The sequence below is a fragment of the Enterobacter soli ATCC BAA-2102 genome (assembly GCF_001654845.1).
Classification (GTDB): Bacteria; Pseudomonadota; Gammaproteobacteria; order Enterobacterales; family Enterobacteriaceae; genus Enterobacter; species Enterobacter soli.
Genome location: NZ_LXES01000049.1, coordinates 148,248 through 170,876 on the forward strand (window position 1 = coordinate 148,248; position 22,629 = coordinate 170,876).

Consider the following 22,629-nt stretch of genomic DNA (forward strand, 5'->3'; position numbering starts at 1 on the left):
TGGCATGGGGATTTCTACGTGTTTATTGGATTTGACTACGGTACGGCAAACTGTTCAGTTGCCATCATGCAAAACGGGCAACCACAGCTCCTGAAAATGGAAAAAGAGAGTACGTTGCTGCCGTCCATGCTTTGCGCTCCCACGCGTGAAGCGGTCAGCGAATGGCTGTTCCGTCATCACCAGGTTCCGGCCACTGGCGCAGAATCGCAGGCGTTGTTGCGCCGTGCAGTCAGTTTTAACCGCGAAGAAGATATCGACGTTACGCCTTCCAGCGTGCAGTTTGGCCTTTCTTCACTTGGTCACTACGTTGAGGATCCTGAAGAGGTCTACTTCGTTAAATCACCAAAGTCGTTCCTGGGCGCAAGTGGCCTGAAGCCTCAGCAGGTGGCCATGTTTGAAGACCTGGTGTGCGCCATGATGCTGCACATCCGCAATCAGGCACACACCCAGGTTAACGATGCCATCACCCAGGCGGTGATTGGTCGTCCGATTAACTTCCAGGGATTAGGCGGCGAAGAAGCCAACCAGCAGGCACAGGGTATTCTTGAACGTGCCGCACACCGCGCGGGCTTCCGCGACGTGGTGTTCCAGTATGAACCGGTTGCGGCGGGGCTGGATTTCGAAGCCACCCTGACGGAAGAAAAACGAGTACTGGTGGTGGATATCGGCGGGGGGACAACAGACTGCTCTCTGCTGCTGATGGGGCCACAGTGGCATTCGCGTCGTGACCGCGAAAATAGCCTGCTGGGGCACAGTGGTTGCCGCGTGGGCGGTAACGATCTGGACATCGCTCTGGCATTCAAAAGCCTGATGCCGCTGCTGGGTATGGGCGGGCAAACGGAAAAAGGGATCGCCCTGCCGATCCTGCCGTGGTGGAACGCTATCGCTATCAACGATGTGCCCGCACAAAGTGATTTCTACAGCACTGCTAACGGGCGTTTCCTGAATGACCTGGTGCGCGATGCCCAGGACGCAGATAAAGTCGCCCTGCTGTATAAAGTGTGGCGTCAACGCCTGAGCTACCGCGTAGTGCGTACCGCTGAAGAGAGTAAAATAGCGCTCTCGGCAATCCCTGAGCACGCGGTGACCTTGCCGTTCATTAGCGATGACCTTGCCACTGCCATTACACAGCAAGGGCTGGAAACGGCGCTCACACAACCATTACAGCGCATTCTGGAGCAGGTTCAGCTGGCACTGGAAAATGGCAAAGAGAAGCCGGACGTCATTTACCTGACGGGGGGGAGCGCCCGCTCACCGCTCATCAAGAAAGCGCTGGCGGAACAACTGCCGGGAATACCGATTGCGGGTGGCGATGACTTTGGATCCGTTACCGCGGGTCTGGCGCGCTGGGCGCAGGTGATGTTCAGCTAAACACAAAAACTGAAGCCCCTCAGTCACCTTGTGGGGCCTCAGTATCTACATTGTGCTAAAGCGCTCTTCTTCGTTACTTTCTGAACTCACCCTCTTCCTCCCCCAGGTGGGTTCTTTTGCCGCAGGTTCACACTGCTGTATGTAGCTGCGGAAATCAGCCAGTGCTACAGGCGGCATGAAGTAGTATCCCTGCAAGAAGTCGACCTGACTGGTGATAAGCCATTCACGTTGATAATCATACTCCACGCCCTCTGCAACAGTGCGCAGTCCCAGAATGGCAGCCAGATTAATAATCGACTCCAGCATGGGCATCGACTGGTCTTTTGCATGGATGCCGTTGATGAAGGTCTTATCGATTTTAATGACATCCAGATCCAGCTCGTTCAGATAGCATAAATTGGCATATCCCGTACCAAAGTCATCCAGGGCGAAGAGCACTCCGCGGTTACGTAATGAACGAATCAGCTCTTTTATTGCCGGCGTGACCACCAGCGTCTGGTTTTCAGTTATCTCAATCATCAGCTTTATCGGCAGCGATTCCGTTAGCTCTATAAAGTTAAGGCATTCCCAGTAGAAAACGGGGTTACTTAAGTTAGACGGGCTGACATTGAACGCGACAAAAAAAGCCTGATCCTGCCAGTCAATATCGTGACTTAAATCGCTGGCTACTTTGTTCATTAAATAACTCGTCAGCTCATTGATTTGACCACTGCTTTCCGCCAGAGGAATAAATTCCCGTTGCGAAATGGCATAATTATGACCCAACGGCCAGCGCGCCAGCACCTCCACGCCACGTAGTTCACCTTTATTCCCGACGATAGGCTGATAGTAAGGAATAATTTCATCGTTCTTCAGAGCCAGATTTAACCGACTCGCTTCGTTGCTATCATAGAAACGTTCTTTCATTGCTTGTCTTGCCGTATTTTCGTGCCCAACCATTCTTTCTGCTAAAAAACCATTTCTGGCCAGAAAGATGATAGTTTCGTTGAAGTTATCAAAACCTAAACGATGGGTTATTTTATCCCGATAGCGATAAAGCGATTTAGACGCTAACGAGTTCGCTTTACAAAATTCTTCCAGACCTTCCTTGGTAAAAGAGGCATTAAGCATCTCTTCTTCAAAATCACTCAGGCGGAATGTATCAACACTTCCCAATTTAGCAGGTGTTTCCATCCTGGCTTCTGACATCAGAATATTTTTCAACGTATTAATGAGTGTGTGAAACTGCATTTTCGCGTTAATAAACTCAGCGTTATCATACCCTCGATTAATACATTTATTTTCACTCAACCTCAGAACAATACTGTTCACATTGATAAACTGACTGCTGTTCCTTTGCAGCCATTTTTTAACTAAAAAAAATGGCATCCTGCTATCAATTATTAACAGGCAGGTATTGTATTGCGGAATGGAAATGTCTGAGTCAGAGACAAACGTTCCGGTATCCACCAATACAAGATTAGGTAAAAAAGACCTAATTCCTGAGAAAAGATAAATGTCATAACTGAGCAGGAAGACCTTTTTCGTGTTCATAATAATCACCATAAAAGTTTAATTGCAAATCACTTCCTTCCCCCGTAAAGAAAGAATATTTACAATCGTGTCGATTTCCATCAAACATCCAATGCCAGGTAGACAACATTTATTCTTATAAATAAAAAGAAAAATAGCAGAGCTAGCGTTTTCTCCTTCAGTTAAATTCATATTGTGGATACAATGATAAAAGTCTTCCTGATGTTTATACAGGGAATTTTCTCAATATGAATCAGTACAAACTAATGCCCTTACATTCAGCTCGCGACAAAATAAAACCACTGCCATAGTCATTAACACCGTTAACATACAGAATAAATCACCACAAAGACAACGCAGATCAGCTAATCATTTCAATGAAAACGTCAGATTTGTCCCTCCTTCACTTCGCCCGACAGACCATCAGCGTGCGGCGAAGATCCCTAACCCCATAAACATTATCGGATATATGCATAATCTTGTAGTAAAAGACCTTCTGTTTTGACATGAGTAAATCTGTTATCGCGTCAGGTAAGTCATCATTGTCATTCTTTACCACCGAAACACGTTGAGTACGCAAGTAGCCATCGCTGTCCTGCCCGGTAAATTTCAGTGTTGTTGAACGATTAACAGAATAGTTCTGGCCATTAACGTCCAGCACTCCTACTTGTGAGAACACACCTTCCCTGGCAGAAGAAATTCTGAATACTAATAAGACTTCGCCTTCAATGTTCACCCCATCTTTTTGCGTATTGAGGGAGAGGTGGTTTTTAGCAGTACAGACTAAAGCTGAGGGGATCTTAGTGCGATTCAGCATAAAGAAAAAAATCACCACCAATGCTGTAATCAAGCTAATAAATATAATTTTCGCACTCACTCGCCATCCCCTTCTGATCCATTTTACATACACTGAAGAAATACTCTTTCAGTTTATTACCTGCTGATAAACTGTTGTCATCATAAAATACGATGACTTTGTTTCTTCCTTTACAAATGGAATTGAAATCTTGCCACTTTGGCGAATTCAGAAACTGGGATACCTTTTCTGTTGAATTATCATCTGTAGTATAAATATCACACACACCAGATTTTATAACATGCACAATATTGTCGTGATCTCTTAACATTGCGACGAGTATAACGCCTACGGAAACAAAAATAATGAAACTAAATAAAAACAATAATACTGACTTACGATAGCGCGCAAATTTAATCGTTTTATTCACCGTAGATAATGTAGCCATACTACAGTTTAAGACTTCATCACTAACATTTTTGATCTGCGCCTCGAAAAGAAATCCTTCTCGCGGAATGGTGACAATCAGATCGTCCATACCCAAAGCTGTAAACGCTTTGCGCAACATGCTCACACTTTTATTAAGGCTATGCCCGGACGGGATCATGCCATGCCGACCCCATACCTCTTCAATGATCAGTTCCCGGTTTAATTGCTTATAATTATTTTCGATAAAGAGTTCAAGTAACCTTGCGGTTGGCGCTGACAGGACCGTTCTTTCGCCTTGTGCACTCAACACTCGCTTCTCTGAATCGTATAAAACCTGATCATTAATGATTTTTTTCATCCAGGTAAACTCTTATATTTTTATCTTTGACGTTACCAACACCCCCCATACAGAATATATTCACTATATAACGTTAGCAATATAGGGAAATTTTATTTTTATTTTATGAGCTACGTTTGAAACACCCATTACCTATTGGGAGGTATTTCTGCAAAGCAACAATAAACTTTTTATTTTGACTTTTCAGACCTGGACTATTGTACGTCTCCCCTGGCAGTACATAACGAATAGTTGCTTCATCATCTGTTGAGTTGCATCCTTTCTGAACGATGATTTTAAAAAAAGTATTCCCGGTATTTTTGAGAATGCCGGCCTGCTCATCCAGCGTATAACGCAGATCCACTTTTCTGGGGCGAACCACCAGAATCGTGTCCAGGGCAATAGCCGGTATCGCTTCACTCTTTTTACCCGTGTTGCGCTCCGGGAACAGCGTCACTGGCATTTCGGTAAACTGCACCCGGTAATAGCGCTCTTTGTCGTCCTGCGGCCCACGATAAAAAATTTTGAAATACTCCCCGGCATCCGGCGCCAGAGAGAAATTAAGCGGGGCAAAAAGCAGCTCTCCTTCCTCTATTGACTCGCGCCGTTCCCCGCCAGGGCCAGGTTTGTCAATTTTCACCGCAGAGATGCTGTACACATTCTGTTTCTTGCTGTCATTGAAAATACGCTTGCTAATAAATGGCTTATCTGCGGCCATGTCGTAAATCGTTGAATCAAGATACAGGGCGTGGGCAGAGAGACTCAACAGCGCCGCGTATGTTAAACCCGCACAGGTCATTGCCGCACGCCATGTCATCATTTTGTGACTCCCACCCAGTTAGCCGTGACCTGGATTTCTCCGCTGGCGCTGACCACGCCTTCCCAGTCAGAGCCTGATACCGTCAGGGCTGAACGAGAATCATCCATCGGGAACAACAGCGATAAATTGGTGCTGAAGTAGCTTCCATCGTCAGTATTGTTTGCATCCCACGGCGTTTGCTGCCACAGCGCATCATTCAGGCTAATCGGGTTTTCGTTACAGCTATTCCTCACCTGAGTCAGGCTACCGGACTGGTTGTTATATTGAAGATAAGCCGGGATTGGTACGCTTATCCCCCCCTGCGCAGATGTAAACAGGCAATACGGCGTATCGTTAATTGTTGTGCTATCCCCAACAACCTGAGCAGTAATACTGTCTGCCTGACGCGGGCCAGAAACAGTGACGACATAATTCATTTCAATCGGTGTTTCATCGCCAATGGCGCCACTGCCGCTTGCCGAGGTTGTATTATTTGATGAAACAATACTTATCCCATACTCCTTAGGGACAATATTAAGCTGTAAAGAAGGCGTAAATTGGTAATAACCTGATTCAGGGGTCAACGCATTACTAAACGCAAACGTAAAGGGCTGACTGTTGGTAATACTGTTGCCAGAGTCGACAAGGTTTTTAAGGAATGTCTGCGACAAAAAGAGGTATACATATTGGCCGCTTGTTGAGAAGACATTGTAATACGCCGTCGAAGCACTGAAGTTATACCAGGTAGAGCCATTTCCAGAATAGCGTACCGTTGCGGCCGCAGGGGTAAAGCCAAGGGCAGCCGAATCGACATAGGCCCGGAAGGTCAGCGATGCGGTCAGGTTGGCGGTCTGCTGAAGGCTATAACTGACCATTTTGCAGATAACGCCGCTCACGTTACTCACCACGCCCAGCTCACAGGCACCGGAGTCATTAGTGATGCTCGGCGTACCGTCGCTGGCGATCCACAGTTCCTGAAATGCGCTGGTCGATTCAAGCGCCAGATGGCCGCGCTTGGTTAACGTATAGTTCACGTAATTCCACAACCCGGTGGTCTGATCCTTACAGCGCTGTCCTGAAGCGTAATCATAGTTAACCGACGTATAGCAGCGGTTGAATACATACGTTTCGCTGCTCCCGGTGGACATGTTACGGAAATATTCGTAGGCAGAATCACTCAGCGAGGCAAATCCGTAAGCCCCACCGATAACACCCGCAACCGATCCCACCTGGGCATGGTAGAAACCGTTGCTATCGGTTCCCTGCCCTGAAATGTAACCTGACGTTGGGCATTGCGTGCCGGTGTAACAGCGCGTCCCACGAAACGGCCCATCAATAGGTGAATTATCAATCCACATATCCTGATAGTAGTTGGCTGGCGCGGTCCAGCCGACAAACCCCATATAGCCAAGACTCACCTGCGAAGTACCGTATTTCACCCAGGTGTTTGACCCGCTAAAACGAGGATCAAGGGCAGCAGGGGTAATGAAATACTCACCGTCCACGGAGTTTTCGATGAACAGAAAGTTATTGCTGACTGAACCCGATGATGTCGCATTCAGCGCTTTAGCCGCAAACGGCGTCATCGCACCGACAAGAAGTAACGGAAGAATGATGTTGGAATTTTTCATAGCATTATCTCTGCGCCATTGTCGATTGCAGTGCACATTTCACATCCCCGACCCACGCGGCGCCCCGGGCTTTCTCCAGATCCAAATCGGCTTCGCAGATATTGCCATTGGCCGAAACAAGGGTAATGACGGGAAACTTCTTATCGATATCGATCGCGAACTCACCTTTCGCATCAGTACGTGTTTTACCGATGTGGTTATGGATATCGGTATTAGTGGCCAGTTCACCATCCGGATAACGGACACGACCAAATACGGTCACCATGCTTTTCACCTCTGGCTCAACCACTCCCACGTTGCCCGGATACAGATTCAGTGATTGCTTACGCCCGGAGACAATATCGAAGCTGTCTTCTGAGTTGCGGTCGTTCATAATTTCCAGCTTGTATTGCGCATACGGTGGCAGCGCAATAAAGTTCGATTTCCCACTCAACACGTAATTACGGTTGTTAACTTTTGCCGCCAGCTTGCCATCGCCAGCCAGACCGGTTTTAACAATGATCCCGGAGCGCTGACGCTCTTTGCTCAGGCCGAAATCTCCGCCCGCCCAGGCAACAGACCCCTGTGAAGAGAAATTCATGTTGGTTGAGTTATCCCCTGAACGGGTAACAGAGACGGTCCCGGCGTTATATTTAGTGTCGTAACTCATGTTGCCGTTAACGGAGTAATTGTTACCGTAATTCTGTTCGCCGCTCAGGCGCGTGGATGCCGAGATCCCAGCCGAAGTAATCGGCCCATCTTCAAACTGTTTGCGGGCACTGATATTGCCCTGTGTTGCGCCGTAACGATCGCGCGATGCCCCAAGACTCAGCCATGTTGCCAATGGCAATGAGAGGTCGAGGCTGACATAACGCTCCTGGCGACCGTCATCATTGGTGTTGTTGTAGTAATACCGCTGTACCCCAGCGCGCAGGCCAACGGTGGCATAACGTCCGGCGTACAGTGTGGTGCTGTAATCCAGGTTGCGGTATTTGTTGCCCGAGTAGCGGTTTTCGGTCTGGCTCACCGTCAGTGAGCCCCCGTGCGGAATAAAGCTACCGAGGTTAATCGTGCCGCCAATCGAGTAGTTGTCACGCTCCTGAACGGGCAAACGGTCGCCGATTTTACTGTCTTCACGTGACGCCCATATCGAACCAAACCCGCCTGGCGCATTAAGGTTCACGTTACTGACGTTACGCCAGGAGCCATCGTTCGCCACCAGCGTTTGCGTCGCCACGCTCACATACTCATTCACGTTTAAGGTCAGATCGGTTTCGTTAACCGCGTTGGAGTCAAAGCCGTAAACCGTGGACTTCATGCTGAGACCGGAGAGGATAGCCAGCGTCAGAGAGCCCGCACCACCGGCAATCCAGGTCTGTTCACTGCCTAAGTCGCGATAGTGATTACGCTTGTAACTCACGCGATCGTAATCAAGCGAGCCGCCAAAGACCTGCCATGAGACCTCATCCAGCCCGGCCGCCTGCTGGCGCGCGAAGATTTTGTTCACGCGGCTCACGCGCGTATTCACAGTACGGCCATTGACGACAATATCCACCGTGACGTCATAAACCCCATAAGGGAAACGGCTGGTGTCAATTTCGTAGCTACCCATGTTGAAGTTCTGAACGCTCAACAGGCGTCCGTCACGAAAAACGTGTACCTCCCCTGCTGCTGGCAAGAAAACGGTAATCGGGGTCAGTGACAGGGAGGTATTTTCAACCACAGTACTGCCTTTGTTGCCAAAGCTGGCACCGTAGATTTTTCCACCATTTAAGGCATTAAGGCTGGCAATAGATTGCACGTTCCATGTATCAAGCATCCCTAATGCCAGACGATAGCCTTCATAGTCGCGCTCGTACATCGCGCGATAGACCTTGCTGGAGCCATTGCTCTCGCCAATACCGTATACCGAACCGTTAATGTTGAAGTGATGCTCACGAAGTGATGTCGTGTTATCCAGCGTTAAGTAGCTGCGTGAACTGTTGCCATTCTGATAGTCGTTGTAGTAGGTGCCAAAATTGTAATTCAGCACGTTAGACAGCCGATCGACGCTGGAAGGACCTAATAAGGTACTACGTGCCACTACCGCCTCGGTCAGTGCGTCCCTGCTGACAATCATCTCCAGGTGAAACGATGACACGTTCAGCTGTAAGCGGGCTTCAGGCGTCAGTGCAATCGATGTGTTGTCGACAAATTTAACATCACCTATTTTTTCTACCATCGCGCGCGTTTTATCCGACAGCACGGCATTATTGGGCAGATCGGAAACCATAATCGACTTCACGGTAATATTACCGTCAACCAGGGAGATCACCGCATCAGCTATTTTTTGCTGACTTTTTTCATCCGTTTCTTGATATCGAATAAATACCGGGACCGTCATTCCCTGCTCAAGCGAACGAGCAAAAGCACCGGGAATAACGTAATTACCGATCTTAACGGGCGCTGAATGAGCAAACCCTGGTGTTAACGCTAAAGAGAGGAATACACTCCCTCCAACAAGATATTTAAATGACATACGCATCCTTACACTTCGGCATTTATTATGGGTACCGATAATGGCGTTGTTCATTACTTCACTGTAATAAATTGCTTGCCATGCCAAATACCAATACGGGTACGGCTGTTTGACACATCGCTTTTCTGAAGTCTTATTTTTGTCCCTGGCATGACGTAGTAACGTTCACGGCAACCTTTACCCTGATCCAGAGCAGGATCCTTACACGCACCATAGGCAATAACGCGGAAAGAGACATTGCCGGTGTTGGTGATAAGATCGCCCTGTCGGCTGTAATCGAAGCGCTCCTTACGTGGGGCGACCACCAGGATAGTCCCAATCTCCGCCGAAGCCGTTGCGGTGGCGGCTTTACCGGATTTGGTCGCAACGCTTTCACTTACCGGTTCATCAATCCATTGCAGGCGATAATAGCGCTCCTTATCGTCCTCTGGCCCTTTATAGAAAAAGCGAAAAACATCTTTCGCATCGCCAGGAAGAATCAGGTTTGCAGGTGTCGATAATAATTCACCTGGATTTGCCAAATTCATTTCCACACCACCCGGTAGCGGCGATGAAAGTTGTTTTACCGTCACGCTGACATAGCGTGCTGAATCCGTTGTGTTAATAATTTCTTTCGATAATGAACTCTCTTCGGAAGTCATTATCGACGTGATATCACCCACATTAATTGCCCAGCTGGAAAAAGATGTAGCGATCCCCACCAATATGGCAATTGGTAAATATTTATTCATCTGTCAATTCCTGAGAAATTCGGGAGAATAAATCTCCCGAATTTTTATTCATTACGCTGGGGTAGTCCAGGTAGCGTTGAACTGAACTTTAACATCGCCAGTCCAGTAGCCATCAGGCAGCGCAGAGTAGTCAGTCACAGCCGTAGAGCCATCAGACGTTGCAGATGCAATAGAGAACTTGAAGCTAGACTGATCGCTCACACGTTCTGCGCCGTTATATGCGCCATCAGCCATCAGGCTTTCCAGACCAGAGGTTGAAGAGGAGTTCACCAGTACAGTTTCAGCAGAACTGGACAGTGCAGTACCATTCCATGCAACACCGACATCCAGAGTAGACGCATCGCCGCTTGCATTGGTCAGAGTATTGCTGATGACCTGTGCAGTCAGCTCAAAGTCTGTTGCACTTTCCTGTCCCTGAATCGTAACGTCAAAAGCACCATCCTGAGTATTGAACCCATTCAGGCCTTCCGCATACTGGAAAGTCAGAGAGTTCAGTGGAGTAACAACCAACATGCTGGTTGTATCTTTTGTTGCAGTTGCATCCCAAGATGCCGTTGCAGATGCAGTTACATCAGCCATCGCATTTGCTGCTGCGAATACAGAAGCCAGAGAGGCCACCAGTAATAACTTTTTCATTTTCTTCTCCTAAGAAAGACGCGCAACCAGGTACTGTTCATATAAGAAACCAGGATGCTCCATTTAATTGCGAGCGAGATTTGCTGCGCCAAAAAAGTATTATTCGAAAGATGTTTCACGACAACACACAAAAATACGAAAAATCTCATAATTCTTAAGAATATTCTCACAACCATCATGCTAAAAAACAGTATTGTAAATATATAAAACCACAATAACTGTGATATATAGATTTTATGACCAATAATTACAACTTATTGAGTGATTAACGCTAATTTTGCTTTTTGATACAAATCAAAATTGGAAACTGACGCATTAAATCTAAAAAACATTTTAAATCAATAAAATATAGAAGATACGCAAAAACAAAAATCTTGTTAAAAAATTGCTATAAGAATGCAACTTTTTGGTACGAGAGGAAATATTCCTATTCATAATAAATAAAAAAAGGAAAATTCTTATAATCCAGTTAAATAACAAAAATGGATTCCTGCCTTCTATTTTTAACAAATAACAGAAAACCTAAGAATATTCCTCGAATAATGAAATATTCCTGGTCTGAGGATTGAAATACTTATTTCATACGCTGATTCATTAATGTGACGTAGCACCCAGGTTCGGCTTTTCCAGACTGGGTAAGCAAATCCCCCCCCCGCATTGCCGCTTTGCAGTCACCCCCAATCAGACAATTCCAGACAGTCTTCCATATTTCCTCCATTTTTCTGCCGTCTTGCCTGACTAAACTAGTATCATTCCCCGAAGTGTTTCAGGATGAGAACGTATAACGATGAAAGGCAGTCATAAATCCCGCTGGGCAATCGCCGCTGGCATCATTGTGGTGGTCCTTGCCGCCGCCTGGTACTGGCACAGTCAATCTTCCGGTACTGCTACACCTACTGGAGCAAATTCCCAGCCACAGCGCCCTGTGGGCGGTGGCCGTCACGGGATGCGCGGCGGCGCACTGGCACCGGTGCAAGCCGCGACGGCAGTGAACAAAGCCGTTCCTCGTTATCTTTCCGGCCTGGGGACCATTACGGCGGCAAACACGGTGACGGTCCGCAGCCGCGTCGATGGTCAACTGATGGCCATTCATTTCCAGGAAGGCCAGCAGGTTAAAGCCGGCGATTTACTGGCAGAGATCGACCCAAGCCAGTTCAAAGTCGCCCTCGCCCAGGCACAAGGGCAGCTCGCAAAAGATAAAGCCACGCTCGCGAACGCCCGGCGTGATTTGGCACGCTATCAGCAGCTGGTCAAAACCAATCTGGTATCCCGCCAGGAGCTTGATACCCAGCAGTCGCTGGTGAGCGAAACCCAGGGCACAATAAAAGCCGATGAAGCCTCCGTCGCCAGCGCGCAGTTACAGCTCGACTGGAGCCGCATCACTGCCCCCATCGATGGCCGTGTGGGGCTGAAACAGGTCGACATCGGAAATCAAATCTCCAGCAGCGACACTACCGGTATTGTGGTCATCACCCAAACCCATCCAATCGATTTGGTCTTTACCCTGCCGGAAAGCGATATCGCCACCGTTGTGCAGGCGCAAAAAGCCGGTCAGGGGCTGGTCGTCGAAGCCTGGGACCGCACCAACAAACAGAAGCTGAGCGAAGGTTCACTCCTGAGCCTTGATAACCAGATTGATACCACCACCGGCACTATTAAGCTTAAAGCCCGCTTTAACAACCAGGACGACGCCCTGTTCCCGAACCAGTTTGTGAATGCGCGAATGCTGGTAGCCACCGAAGAAAATGCCGTGGTCATTCCGGCGGCAGCGCTGCAAATGGGGAATGAAGGCAACTTTGTCTGGGTGCTGAACAGTGAAAACAAGGTCAGTAAACATCTGGTGAAAACCGGGATCCAGGACAGTCAGACAGTGGTTATCAGCGCCGGGATTTCCGCAGGCGACCGCGTGGTGACCGACGGCATTGACCGCCTGACCGAAGGCGCCAAAGTCGAAGTGGTTGAAGCGCATGACAGCACCACCGCCACGGAACAACCCGCCAGACGTGAACACAAAAAACAGGGAGCGACCTCCTGATGCAGGTGATGCCACCAAGCTCTACAGGTGGGCCGTCACGCCTGTTCATTTTGCGCCCCGTTGCCACCACGCTGCTGATGGTGGCCATTCTGCTGGCCGGGATCATCGGTTATCGTTTTCTGCCCGTTTCGGCGCTGCCAGAAGTCGATTACCCCACTATTCAGGTAATCACGCTCTATCCTGGCGCCAGCCCGGACGTTGTGACCTCCGCCATTACCGCACCGCTGGAACGTCAGTTTGGCCAGATGTCTGGCTTAAAACAGATGTCCTCGCAAAGCTCGGGCGGCGCGTCAGTGGTGACCCTCCAGTTCCAGCTGACGCTGTCGCTGGACGTTGCCGAGCAGGAAGTGCAGGCCGCGATTAACGCCGCCACCAACCTTCTGCCATCCGACCTGCCTAACCCACCGGTTTACAGCAAAGTTAACCCGGCGGATCCGCCAATCATGACCCTTGCGGTCACCTCATCTGCCATTCCGATGACTCAGGTGGAAGATATGGTGGAAACCCGCGTGGCGCAGAAAATTTCGCAGGTGTCGGGGGTGGGTCTGGTGACACTGGCTGGCGGGCAGCGCCCGGCAGTGCGCGTGAAGCTGAATGCGCAGGCCATTGCCTCTCTGGGGTTAACCAGCGAAACCATTCGCACGGCGATCAGCAATGCGAACGTCAATTCCGCCAAAGGCTCGCTGGATGGCCCAACGCGTGCCGTCACGCTGTCTGCAAACGACCAGATGCAGTCTGCCGATGAATATCGCCAGCTGATTGTGGCGTATCAAAACGGCGCACCCGTTCGCCTGGGCGATGTGGCAACCGTTGAGCAAGGGGCAGAAAACAGCTGGCTTGGTGCCTGGGCCAACAAACAGCAGGCGATTGTAATGAACGTACAGCGCCAGCCTGGTGCCAACATCATTGATACCGCCGACAGTATCCGCACGATGCTGCCGCAGCTGATTGAAAGCCTGCCGAAGTCCGTCAGCGTGAAGGTGCTTTCCGACCGCACAACCAATATTCGCGCGTCCGTTTCCGACACCCAGTTTGAGCTGATGCTGGCCATTGCGCTGGTAGTCATGATCATCTACCTGTTCCTGCGCAACGTGCCGGCCACCATTATCCCTGCCGTCGCCGTGCCGTTATCGCTGGTGGGTACCTTTGCCGTGATGGTGTTCCTTGATTTTTCGATCAACAACCTGACGCTGATGGCGCTCACCATCGCCACCGGTTTTGTGGTGGATGATGCCATCGTGGTGATCGAAAACATCTCGCGCTATATCGAAAAAGGCGAAAAACCGCTAGCCGCCGCGCTGAAAGGGGCGGGAGAAATCGGCTTTACCATTATCTCCCTTACCTTCTCATTAATTGCCGTACTGATCCCGCTGCTGTTTATGGGGGATATTGTCGGCCGGCTGTTCCGCGAATTTGCCGTCACCCTGGCGGTCGCGATTTTGATCTCGGCGATAGTGTCCCTGACGCTGACGCCGATGATGTGCGCCCGCATGTTGAGCGTTGAGTCCCTGCGCAAACAAAACCGCTTCTCGCGGGCGTCGGAGCGGATGTTCGAACGCATCATCGCCGCCTACGGCCGCCTGCTGGCAAAAGTGCTTAATCATGCGTGGGCCACACTTGGCGTGGCGTTGGGTACGCTGGCGCTGAGCGTGATGCTGTGGATTTTCATCCCGAAAGGATTCTTCCCGATTCAGGATAACGGCATCATTCAGGGCACGCTTCAGGCTCCGCAGTCTGTCTCCTTTGCCAGCATGGCGCAGCGCCAGCAGCAAGTGTCTGAGCTCATCATGAAAGATCCGGCGGTTGAAAGTCTGACCTCTTTCGTGGGCGTTGACGGAACCAACCCGTCGCTGAACAGCGCGCGTCTGCAAATTAATCTCAAACCGCTGAGTGACCGGGATGACCGCGTACAAACGGTGATTGAGCGCCTGCAAACTGCCGTCGCCCGCGTGCCGGGGATCGAGCTGTATCTGCAACCGATTCAGGATTTAACCATCGATACCCAGGTGAGCCGCACCCAGTATCAGTTCACGTTACAGGCCACTTCTCTCGATGCTCTCAGCACCTGGGTGCCGCAGCTGGTGAATAAACTCAAAGCGCTGCCGCAAATTTCCGACGTCAGCAGTGACTGGCAGGACAAAGGGCTGGCGGCATATGTGAACGTTAACCGCGACAGCGCCAGCCGTCTTGGCATCACGATGGCCGATGTTGATAACGCGCTGTACAACGCGTTCGGGCAGCGGCTGATCTCCACAATTTATACCCAGGCGAACCAGTATCGCGTGGTGCTGGAGCACAACACCGAAAATACACCGGGGCTTGCCGCGCTGGATACGGTGCGCCTGACCAGTAAGGATGGCGGGATTGTGCCGTTAAGCGCCATTGCCAGCGTGGAAGAGCGCTACACCCCGCTTGCGATTAACCATCTCGATCAGTTCCCGTCCACCACCATCTCGTTCAACGTGCCGGACGCCTACTCGCTGGGTGAAGCCGTAGAGGCCATTCTTACGGCGGAAAAAGATCTTAGCTTCCCGTCAGACATTCAGACCCAGTTCCAGGGCAGCACGCTGGCCTTCCAGGCGGCGCTGGGGAATACCATCTGGCTGATTGTCGCTGCCGTGGTGGCGATGTATATCGTGCTCGGCGTGCTGTACGAAAGCTTTATTCACCCAATCACCATCCTCTCTACCCTGCCAACCGCAGGCGTTGGTGCGCTTCTGGCGCTGATGCTGGCAGGCAGTGAACTGGACGTGATTGCGATAATCGGCATTATCCTGCTAATCGGCATCGTGAAGAAAAACGCCATCATGATGATCGACTTTGCCCTTGCCGCCGAACGCGAACAAGGCATGTCACCGCGAGAGGCTATCTTCCAGGCGTGTCTGCTGCGTTTTCGCCCAATCCTGATGACCACGCTGGCCGCGCTGTTGGGTGCCCTGCCGCTGATGCTGAGTACCGGTGTGGGGGCCGAGCTACGCCGCCCTCTGGGGATTGGCATGGTCGGTGGTTTGCTGGTGAGCCAGGTGCTGACGCTGTTTACCACCCCGGTGATTTACCTGCTCTTTGACCAGTTGGCTATCTGGGCAAAAAGCCGTTTCCCGAAACGTGAAGAGGAGGCGTAAGTGAAGTTTTTCGCCCTCTTCATTTACCGCCCGGTCGCGACGATATTAATTTCGCTCGCTATCACCCTGTGCGGCGTGCTTGGCTTCCGGCTGCTGCCGGTGGCTCCGCTGCCGCAGGTGGATTTCCCGGTGATCATGATCAGCGCATCGCTGCCGGGCGCTTCGCCGGAAACGATGGCCTCTTCGGTGGCCACGCCGCTGGAACGCTCGCTGGGGCGCATTGCCGGGGTGAACGAAATGACCTCCAGCAGTTCGCTTGGCAGCACGCGTATCATTCTGGAATTCAGCTTCGATCGAGATATTAACGGCGCCGCACGTGACGTACAGGCCGCGATCAACGCCGCACAAAGCTTGTTACCAAGCGGGATGCCAAGCCGTCCGACGTACCGTAAAGCCAACCCGTCTGACGCGCCAATCATGATCCTGACGCTCACCTCGGACACCTATTCTCAGGGGCAACTTTACGACTTTGCCTCCACCCAGCTGGCGCAGACCATCTCCCAGATCGACGGCGTGGGTGACGTTGACGTCGGCGGCAGCTCCCTGCCTGCGGTGCGTGTGGGCTTAAACCCGCAGGCGCTGTTCAACCAGGGCGTGTCGCTGGATGACGTGCGCACCGCCATCAGCAACGCGAACGTTCGCAAGCCGCAAGGGGCGATCGATGACCAGAGCCATCGCTGGCAAATCCAGACCAACGACGAGCTGAAAACCGCTGCGGAATACCAGCCGCTGATCATTCACTACAACAACGGTGCGGCGGTACGCTTAAGCGATGTCGCCAGCGTCACCGATTCGGTGCAGGACGTACGTAACGCCGGGATGACCAACGCCAAACCGGCAATTTTGCTGATGATCCGCAAGCTGCCGGAAGCCAACATCATCCAGACGGTCAACAGCATCCGCGCACGACTGCCCGAGTTGCAGGAAACCATTCCGGCGGCCATTGATTTGCAGATTGCCCAGGATCGCTCTCCGACGATCCGCGCCTCGCTCGAAGAGGTGGAGCAAACGTTAATTATCTCCGTTGCCCTGGTGATTCTGGTGGTGTTTTTGTTCCTGCGCTCGGGTCGCGCAACGCTTATCCCGGCCGTGGCCGTTCCGGTGTCGTTGATCGGCACCTTTGCCGCCATGTATCTGTGTGGGTTTAGCCTGAATAACCTTTCACTGATGGCGCTGACCATTGCCACAGGCTTCGTCGTGGATGACGCCATTGTGGTGCTGGAAAATATTTCACGCCATCTGGAAGCTGGCGTGAAACCGCTCCAGGCGGCGCTTCAGGGTACGCGCGAAGTGGGCTTCACGGTGCTCTCGATGAGTCTGTCTCTGGTGGCGGTGTTCCTGCCGCTGCTGCTGATGGGCGGGCTTCCTGGTCGCCTGCTGCGAGAATTTGCCGTCACGCTCTCCGTCGCCATTGGTATTTCGCTGGCTATCTCGCTGACGTTAACGCCGATGATGTGCGGCTGGATGCTCAAACGCAGCAAACCGCACTCGCAGCCACGGCGTAAAGGTTTTGGCCGTTTCCTGATGGCCATGCAGGAGAGCTACGGCAAGTCGCTGAAATGGGTGCTGAACCACACGCGGATTGTCGGGATGGTGCTGATTGGCACCATCGTGCTCAACGTCTGGATGTACATCTCTATCCCGAAAACATTCTTCCCGGAACAGGATACCGGGGTGCTGATGGGCGGTATTCAGGCAGATCAGAGCATCTCGTTCCAGGCGATGCGCGGTAAATTGCAGGACTTTATGAAAATCATCCGCGAAGACAAGGCGGTGGATAATGTCACCGGGTTTACCGGCGGTTCGCGCGTGAACAGCGGGATGATGTTTATTACCCTCAAACCGCGGGATGTGCGCAACGAAACCGCGCAGCAGGTTATCGACCGCCTGCGTCTGAAGCTTGCCAAAGAGCCGGGGGCCAATCTGTTTTTGATGGCCGTTCAGGATATCCGCGTGGGCGGACGTCAGGCCAACGCCAGCTATCAGTACACCCTGCTGTCTGACGATCTTGCCGCCCTGCGCGAATGGGAGCCGAAGATCCGTAAAGCGCTGGCGGCGCTGCCAGAGCTGGCAGACGTGAACTCCGATCAACAGGACAACGGTGCAGAGATGGATCTGACCTACGATCGTGAAACCATGTCGCGGCTGGGCATTAATGTAGAAGCCGCCAACAGCCTGCTGAATAACGCCTTTGGTCAGCGTGAGATCTCCACCATTTACCAGCCGATGAACCAGTACAAAGTGGTGATGGAAGTGGATCCGCGTTACACCCAGGACATCAGCGCGCTGGACAAAATGTTTGTGATTAACAGCGAAGGTAAGGCGATTCCGCTCTCTTATTTCGCCAGCTGGCAGCCCGCAAACGCCCCGCTCTCTGTTAACCATCAGGGGCTTTCCGCCGCCTCAACCATTTCGTTTAACCTGCCAACCGGGTCGTCGCTGTCTGAGGCAAGTGATGCCATCAACCGTACCATGACCCAGCTTGGCGTGCCGTCCACCGTGCGCGGCAGTTTTGCAGGGACGGCGCAGGTATTCCAGGAGACAATGAACTCACAAGTGATCCTGATCCTGGCGGCCATCGCCACGGTCTATATCGTGCTGGGGGTGTTGTATGAAAGTTACGTTCATCCGCTGACCATCCTCTCTACTCTGCCTTCGGCGGGTGTGGGTGCGCTGCTGGCGCTGGAACTGTTCGGTGCCCCTTTCAGCCTAATCGCACTAATCGGTATCATGCTATTAATAGGCATTGTGAAGAAAAACGCCATTATGATGGTCGACTTTGCGCTGGTGGCGCAGCGCCAGGGCAATCTGAGCCCGGAAGAGGCTATTTTCCAGGCTTGCCTGCTGCGTTTTCGCCCGATCATGATGACCACGCTGGCGGCGCTGTTTGGCGCTCTGCCGCTGGTGATCTCCGGTGGTGATGGCTCCGAGCTGCGTCAGCCGCTGGGGATAACGATTGTCGGTGGTCTGGTGATGAGCCAGTTGCTAACGCTCTATACCACCCCTGTGGTCTATCTCTTCTTCGACCGCCTGCGGGTGCGTTTTTCGCGTAAAAACAGAGAAACGGTAAATGGGTAAATGACAGAACTCCCCAAAAATGTCCGCTGGCAGTTATGGATTGTCGCCTTCGGCTTCTTTATGCAGTCGCTGGATACGACCATCGTTAATACCGCCCTCCCCTCTATGGCGAGAAGCCTGGGGGAGAGCCCGCTGCACATGCATATGGTGATCGTCGCTTACGTGCTGACGGTTGCCGTCATGCTGCCAGCAAGCGGCTGGCTGGCAGACAAAGTGGGGGTGCGAAATATCTTTTTCACCGCCATCATCCTGTTTACCGCGGGCTCGCTGTTTTGCGCCCAGGCCAACACGCTCAATGAGCTGGTGATGGCCCGTGTCCTTCAGGGGGTTGGTGGGGCGATGATGGTGCCCGTCGGGCGACTGACGGTGATGAAAATCGTCCCGCGCGAACAGTACATGGCGGCGATGACCTTTGTCACCCTGCCCGGCCAGGTCGGCCCGCTGCTCGGCCCGGCGCTGGGCGGTGTGCTGGTGGAATACGCCTCCTGGCACTGGATTTTCCTGATCAACCTGCCGGTGGGTATCGTGGGGGCTATCGCCACGCTGGTGCTGATGCCTAACTACACCATGCAGACCCGGCGCTTTGATTTTATTGGCTTTATCCTGTTGGCCGCCGGTATGGCAACCCTGACCCTGGCGCTCGACGGGCAAAAAGGGCTGGGGATTTCTTCCCTGACGCTGGGCATTCTGGTCGCCCTCGGCGTGATGTCCGTGCTGTGGTATTTGTATCATGCCCGGGATAACGATCAGGCGCTGTTCAGCCTGTCGCTGTTTAAAAATTCTACCTACCGTCTTGGGCTGTTTGGCAGCTTTGCCGGGCGCGTCGGCAGCGGCATGTTGCCGTTTATGACGCCGGTGTTTCTCCAGATTGGGATGGGTTTTTCGCCGTTCCACGCGGGCTTAATGATGATCCCGATGGTGCTTGGCAGCATGGGGATGAAACGCATTGTGGTGCAGGTAGTGAACCGCTTTGGCTACCGTCGCGTGCTGGTCACAGCCACCCTGGGGCTGGCGATCATCAGCCTGCTGTTTATGGGCGTGGCGCTGATGGGCTGGTACTACGCACTGCCATTGGTTCTCTTTTGCCAGGGCATTATCAACTCGATGCGTTTCTCGTCGATGAATACTCTGACGCTAAAAGATCTGCCGGACGAACTGGCCAGCAGCGGCAACAGCCTGCTGTCGATGATCATGCAGCTTTCCATGAGCGTGGGCGTTACCGTGGCGGGCCTGCTGCTCGGCATGTACGGGCAGCACCATCTCAGTATCGACACGCCGGTCGCACATCAGGTGTTTTTATATACCTATCTCAGCATGGCGGTGATTATCGCCCTGCCCGCGTTTATCTTCGCCAGAGTACCGGACGATACCAGTAAAAACGTTGTTATCCGTCGTGGCAAAAGGAGTGCATCATGAAATTCTGGCGTCCCGGGATCACCGGAAAGCTGTTTGTGGCGATTTTTGCCACCTGTATCGTCCTGCTGGTCACGATGCACTGGGCGGTGCGGGTCAGCTTTGAGCGCGGTTTTATTGACTACATCAAGCACGGGAACGAACAGCGTTTACAGGGGCTGAGTGATGCGCTGGGCGATCAGTATGCCCTGCACGGCAACTGGCGTTTTCTGCGTAATAACGACCGTTTTGTTTTTCAGATCCTCCGCTCGCTTGAGCACGATACCGACGACGATCGTCCCGGCCCCGGGATGCCGCCGCACGGCTGGCGTACACAGTTCTGGGTAATAGACCAGGATATGCGCGTGCTCGTGGGCCCGCGAGCGCCCGTCCCGCCCGATGGCACAAAGCGCGCCATCACCGTGAACAACGCAACGGTCGGCTGGGTGATTGCCTCCCCGGTTGAGCGCCTGACGCGCAACACGGATATCAACTTCGACAAGCAACAGCGCCAGACCAGCTGGCTGATTGTCGCGCTCTCGACGCTGCTTGCCGCGCTGGCCACCTTCCCGCTGGCGCGCGGTCTGCTTGCGCCGGTTAAACGGCTGGTAGAAGGCACGCACAAGCTGGCGGCCGGGGATTTCTCAACCCGCGTGGACACCCGCAGCCAGGACGAACTGGGCAAACTGGCACAGGACTTTAATCAGCTGGCCAGCACGCTTGAGAAAAACCAGCAGATGCGCCGTGATTTTATGGCCGATATTTCGCACGAGCTGCGTACGCCGTTGGCGGTACTGCGCGGTGAGCTGGAAGCCATTCAGGACGGTGTACGTCAGTTTACCCCGGAATCTGTCACCTCTTTGCAGGCCGAAGTCGGCACGCTGACCAAGCTGGTGGACGATCTGCATCAGCTTTCGATGTCCGACGAAGGCGCGCTGGCCTACCAGAAAGCACCTATCGACGTGATTAACGTGCTGGAAGTTGCCAGCGGTGCCTTTCGCGAACGTTTTGCCAGCCGTAATCTGAAAATTGACCTCTCACTGCCGGACAGCGCCATCGTGTTTGGCGACCGCGACCGCCTGATGCAGTTGTTCAACAACCTGCTGGAAAACAGCCTGCGCTATACCGACAGCGGTGGCGGGCTGCATATTTCCGGCACGCACGGAAACGGACGCTTTACCCTCACCTTTGCGGATTCCGCACCTGGCGTGCAGGATGCACAGCTGGAAAGGCTGTTTGAGCGTTTTTATCGTACTGAAGGTTCGCGCAACCGCGCCAGCGGCGGTTCCGGGCTGGGGCTGGCGATTTGCGTCAACATCGTTGAGGCCCATAACGGCACAATCCGCGCCGCCCATTCGCCTTTTGGCGGGGTAAGCATTACAGTAGAGTTACCGCTGGAACGGGATATATCGAGAGAAGTATGACCGAGTTACCGATTGACGAAAACACACCACGAATTCTGATTGTGGAAGACGAGCCTAAGCTTGGGCAGTTGCTGATCGACTATTTACGTGCGGCAAGTTACGCCCCATCGCTTATCAGCCACGGCGATCAGGTGTTGGCCTATGTGCGCCAGACGCCGCCGGATCTGATCCTGCTGGATCTGATGCTGCCAGGCACCGACGGCCTGACGCTGTGCCGGGAAATTCGCCGTTTCTCTGATGTTCCCATCGTTATGGTGACCGCCAAAATCGAAGAGATCGACCGTCTGCTGGGTCTGGAAATTGGTGCCGACGATTACATCTGTAAGCCTTACAGCCCACGTGAAGTGGTGGCCCGCGTGAAAACCATTCTCCGCCGTTGCAAACCGCATCGCGAATTGCAGGCGCTGGATGCTGAAAGCCCGCTGATTGTCGATGAGAGCCGCTTCCAGGCAAGCTGGCGCAGCAAGCTTTTGGATCTCACCCCCGCCGAGTTCCGCCTGCTGAAAACCCTCTCGCACGAGCCGGGGAAAGTGTTCTCCCGCGAACAATTACTGAATCATCTGTATGACGATTACCGCGTGGTGACCGACCGCACCATCGACAGCCATATCAAAAACCTGCGCCGCAAGCTGGAAGCGCTCGACGCCGACCAGTCATTTATTCGCGCGGTGTATGGTGTGGGGTATCGCTGGGAAGCGGATGCGTGCAGGATTGCCTGACCATTTCACGCTCAAACCCGCCATCCGGCGGGTTTTTCATTTCTGGAATCAATTCGATAATCAACCATACTCTCCTTACCGATGCGTTTACTTATCATCGGGACTGATAAATTCACTTTC

15 protein-coding genes are annotated in these 22,629 nt (G+C 52.3%); 7 read left to right on the top strand and 8 right to left on the bottom strand.

Features of this window, described 5'->3' with window-relative positions; translation table 11 throughout:
- Window positions 1-18: 18 nt before the first annotated feature.
- Complete coding sequence (gene yegD / locus M987_RS20345) at window positions 19-1,371, top strand: molecular chaperone (protein ID WP_014070950.1); 1,353 nt, start codon at window positions 19-21, stop codon at window positions 1,369-1,371.
- A 45-nt stretch (window positions 1,372-1,416) separates the two neighbouring features.
- On the opposite strand, the gene M987_RS20350 is transcribed toward yegD, so the two are convergent.
- From M987_RS20350 to ecpA, 8 genes are all read right to left on the bottom strand, one after another.
- A complete protein-coding gene (locus M987_RS20350; protein WP_041162253.1) occupies window positions 1,417-2,904 on the bottom strand; it encodes an EAL domain-containing protein in 1,488 nt (495 codons plus the stop codon).
- Between the two features lie 382 nt (window positions 2,905-3,286).
- Window positions 3,287-3,760 carry a hypothetical protein gene (locus M987_RS20355; RefSeq protein ID WP_014070952.1) on the bottom strand — a complete coding sequence of 158 codons (474 nt, stop codon included), beginning with the start codon at window positions 3,758-3,760 and terminating at the stop codon, window positions 3,287-3,289.
- On the bottom strand, window positions 3,735-4,466 hold the full coding sequence (locus M987_RS20360; RefSeq protein WP_014070953.1) for a winged helix-turn-helix domain-containing protein: 732 nt from the start codon (window positions 4,464-4,466) through the stop codon (window positions 3,735-3,737). Before M987_RS20360 ends, M987_RS20355 begins: the two co-directional genes overlap by 26 nt.
- Before the next feature lie 103 nt (window positions 4,467-4,569).
- The gene (locus M987_RS20365; protein ID WP_074392903.1) at window positions 4,570-5,244 is read right to left on the bottom strand and encodes a fimbrial protein; all 675 of its coding nucleotides are present in this window, start codon (window positions 5,242-5,244) and stop codon (window positions 4,570-4,572) included.
- Window positions 5,245-5,261: 17 nt separating this feature from the next.
- The gene (locus tag M987_RS20370; RefSeq protein ID WP_014070955.1) at window positions 5,262-6,875 is read right to left on the bottom strand and encodes a hypothetical protein; all 1,614 of its coding nucleotides are present in this window, start codon (window positions 6,873-6,875) and stop codon (window positions 5,262-5,264) included.
- Window positions 6,876-6,879: 4 nt separating this feature from the next.
- The gene (locus tag M987_RS20375) at window positions 6,880-9,372 is read right to left on the bottom strand and encodes a TcfC E-set like domain-containing protein (RefSeq protein ID WP_014070956.1); all 2,493 of its coding nucleotides are present in this window, start codon (window positions 9,370-9,372) and stop codon (window positions 6,880-6,882) included.
- 53 nt (window positions 9,373-9,425) lie between these two features.
- A complete protein-coding gene (locus tag M987_RS20380) occupies window positions 9,426-10,103 on the bottom strand; it encodes an EcpB family pilus assembly chaperone (protein WP_014070957.1) in 678 nt (225 codons plus the stop codon).
- A 51-nt stretch (window positions 10,104-10,154) separates the two neighbouring features.
- Window positions 10,155-10,739: a common pilus major fimbrillin subunit EcpA gene (gene ecpA, locus M987_RS20385; protein WP_014070958.1), complete on the bottom strand. Its 585-nt coding sequence runs from the start codon at window positions 10,737-10,739 to the stop codon at window positions 10,155-10,157.
- A gap of 787 nt (window positions 10,740-11,526) precedes the next feature.
- On the opposite strand from ecpA, the gene M987_RS20390 reads away from it, so the two are divergent.
- The 6 genes from M987_RS20390 to baeR are packed head-to-tail and all read left to right on the top strand — an operon-like array spanning window position 11,527 to window position 22,509.
- Window positions 11,527-12,774: an MdtA/MuxA family multidrug efflux RND transporter periplasmic adaptor subunit gene (locus M987_RS20390; RefSeq protein ID WP_014070959.1), complete on the top strand. Its 1,248-nt coding sequence runs from the start codon at window positions 11,527-11,529 to the stop codon at window positions 12,772-12,774.
- Window positions 12,774-15,896, top strand: coding sequence for an MdtB/MuxB family multidrug efflux RND transporter permease subunit (locus M987_RS20395; RefSeq protein ID WP_014070960.1), 3,123 nt, complete (start codon window positions 12,774-12,776; stop codon window positions 15,894-15,896). Before M987_RS20390 ends, M987_RS20395 begins: the two co-directional genes overlap by 1 nt.
- Window positions 15,897-18,974 (top strand): multidrug efflux RND transporter permease subunit MdtC, encoded by a 3,078-nt coding sequence (gene mdtC, locus M987_RS20400; RefSeq protein WP_014070961.1) that lies wholly within the window; start codon window positions 15,897-15,899, stop codon window positions 18,972-18,974.
- Window positions 18,975-20,390, top strand: a complete 1,416-nt coding sequence (mdtD, locus tag M987_RS20405) for an MFS transporter (protein WP_014070962.1) — start codon at window positions 18,975-18,977, stop codon at window positions 20,388-20,390.
- Complete coding sequence (baeS, locus tag M987_RS20410; protein ID WP_014070963.1) at window positions 20,387-21,790, top strand: envelope stress sensor histidine kinase BaeS; 1,404 nt, start codon at window positions 20,387-20,389, stop codon at window positions 21,788-21,790. The genes mdtD and baeS overlap by 4 nt, the downstream gene beginning before the upstream one ends.
- Window positions 21,787-22,509 (top strand): envelope stress response regulator BaeR, encoded by a 723-nt coding sequence (gene baeR, locus M987_RS20415; protein ID WP_014070964.1) that lies wholly within the window; start codon window positions 21,787-21,789, stop codon window positions 22,507-22,509. The genes baeS and baeR overlap by 4 nt, the downstream gene beginning before the upstream one ends.
- The last annotated feature ends 120 nt before the right edge of the window (window positions 22,510-22,629 follow it).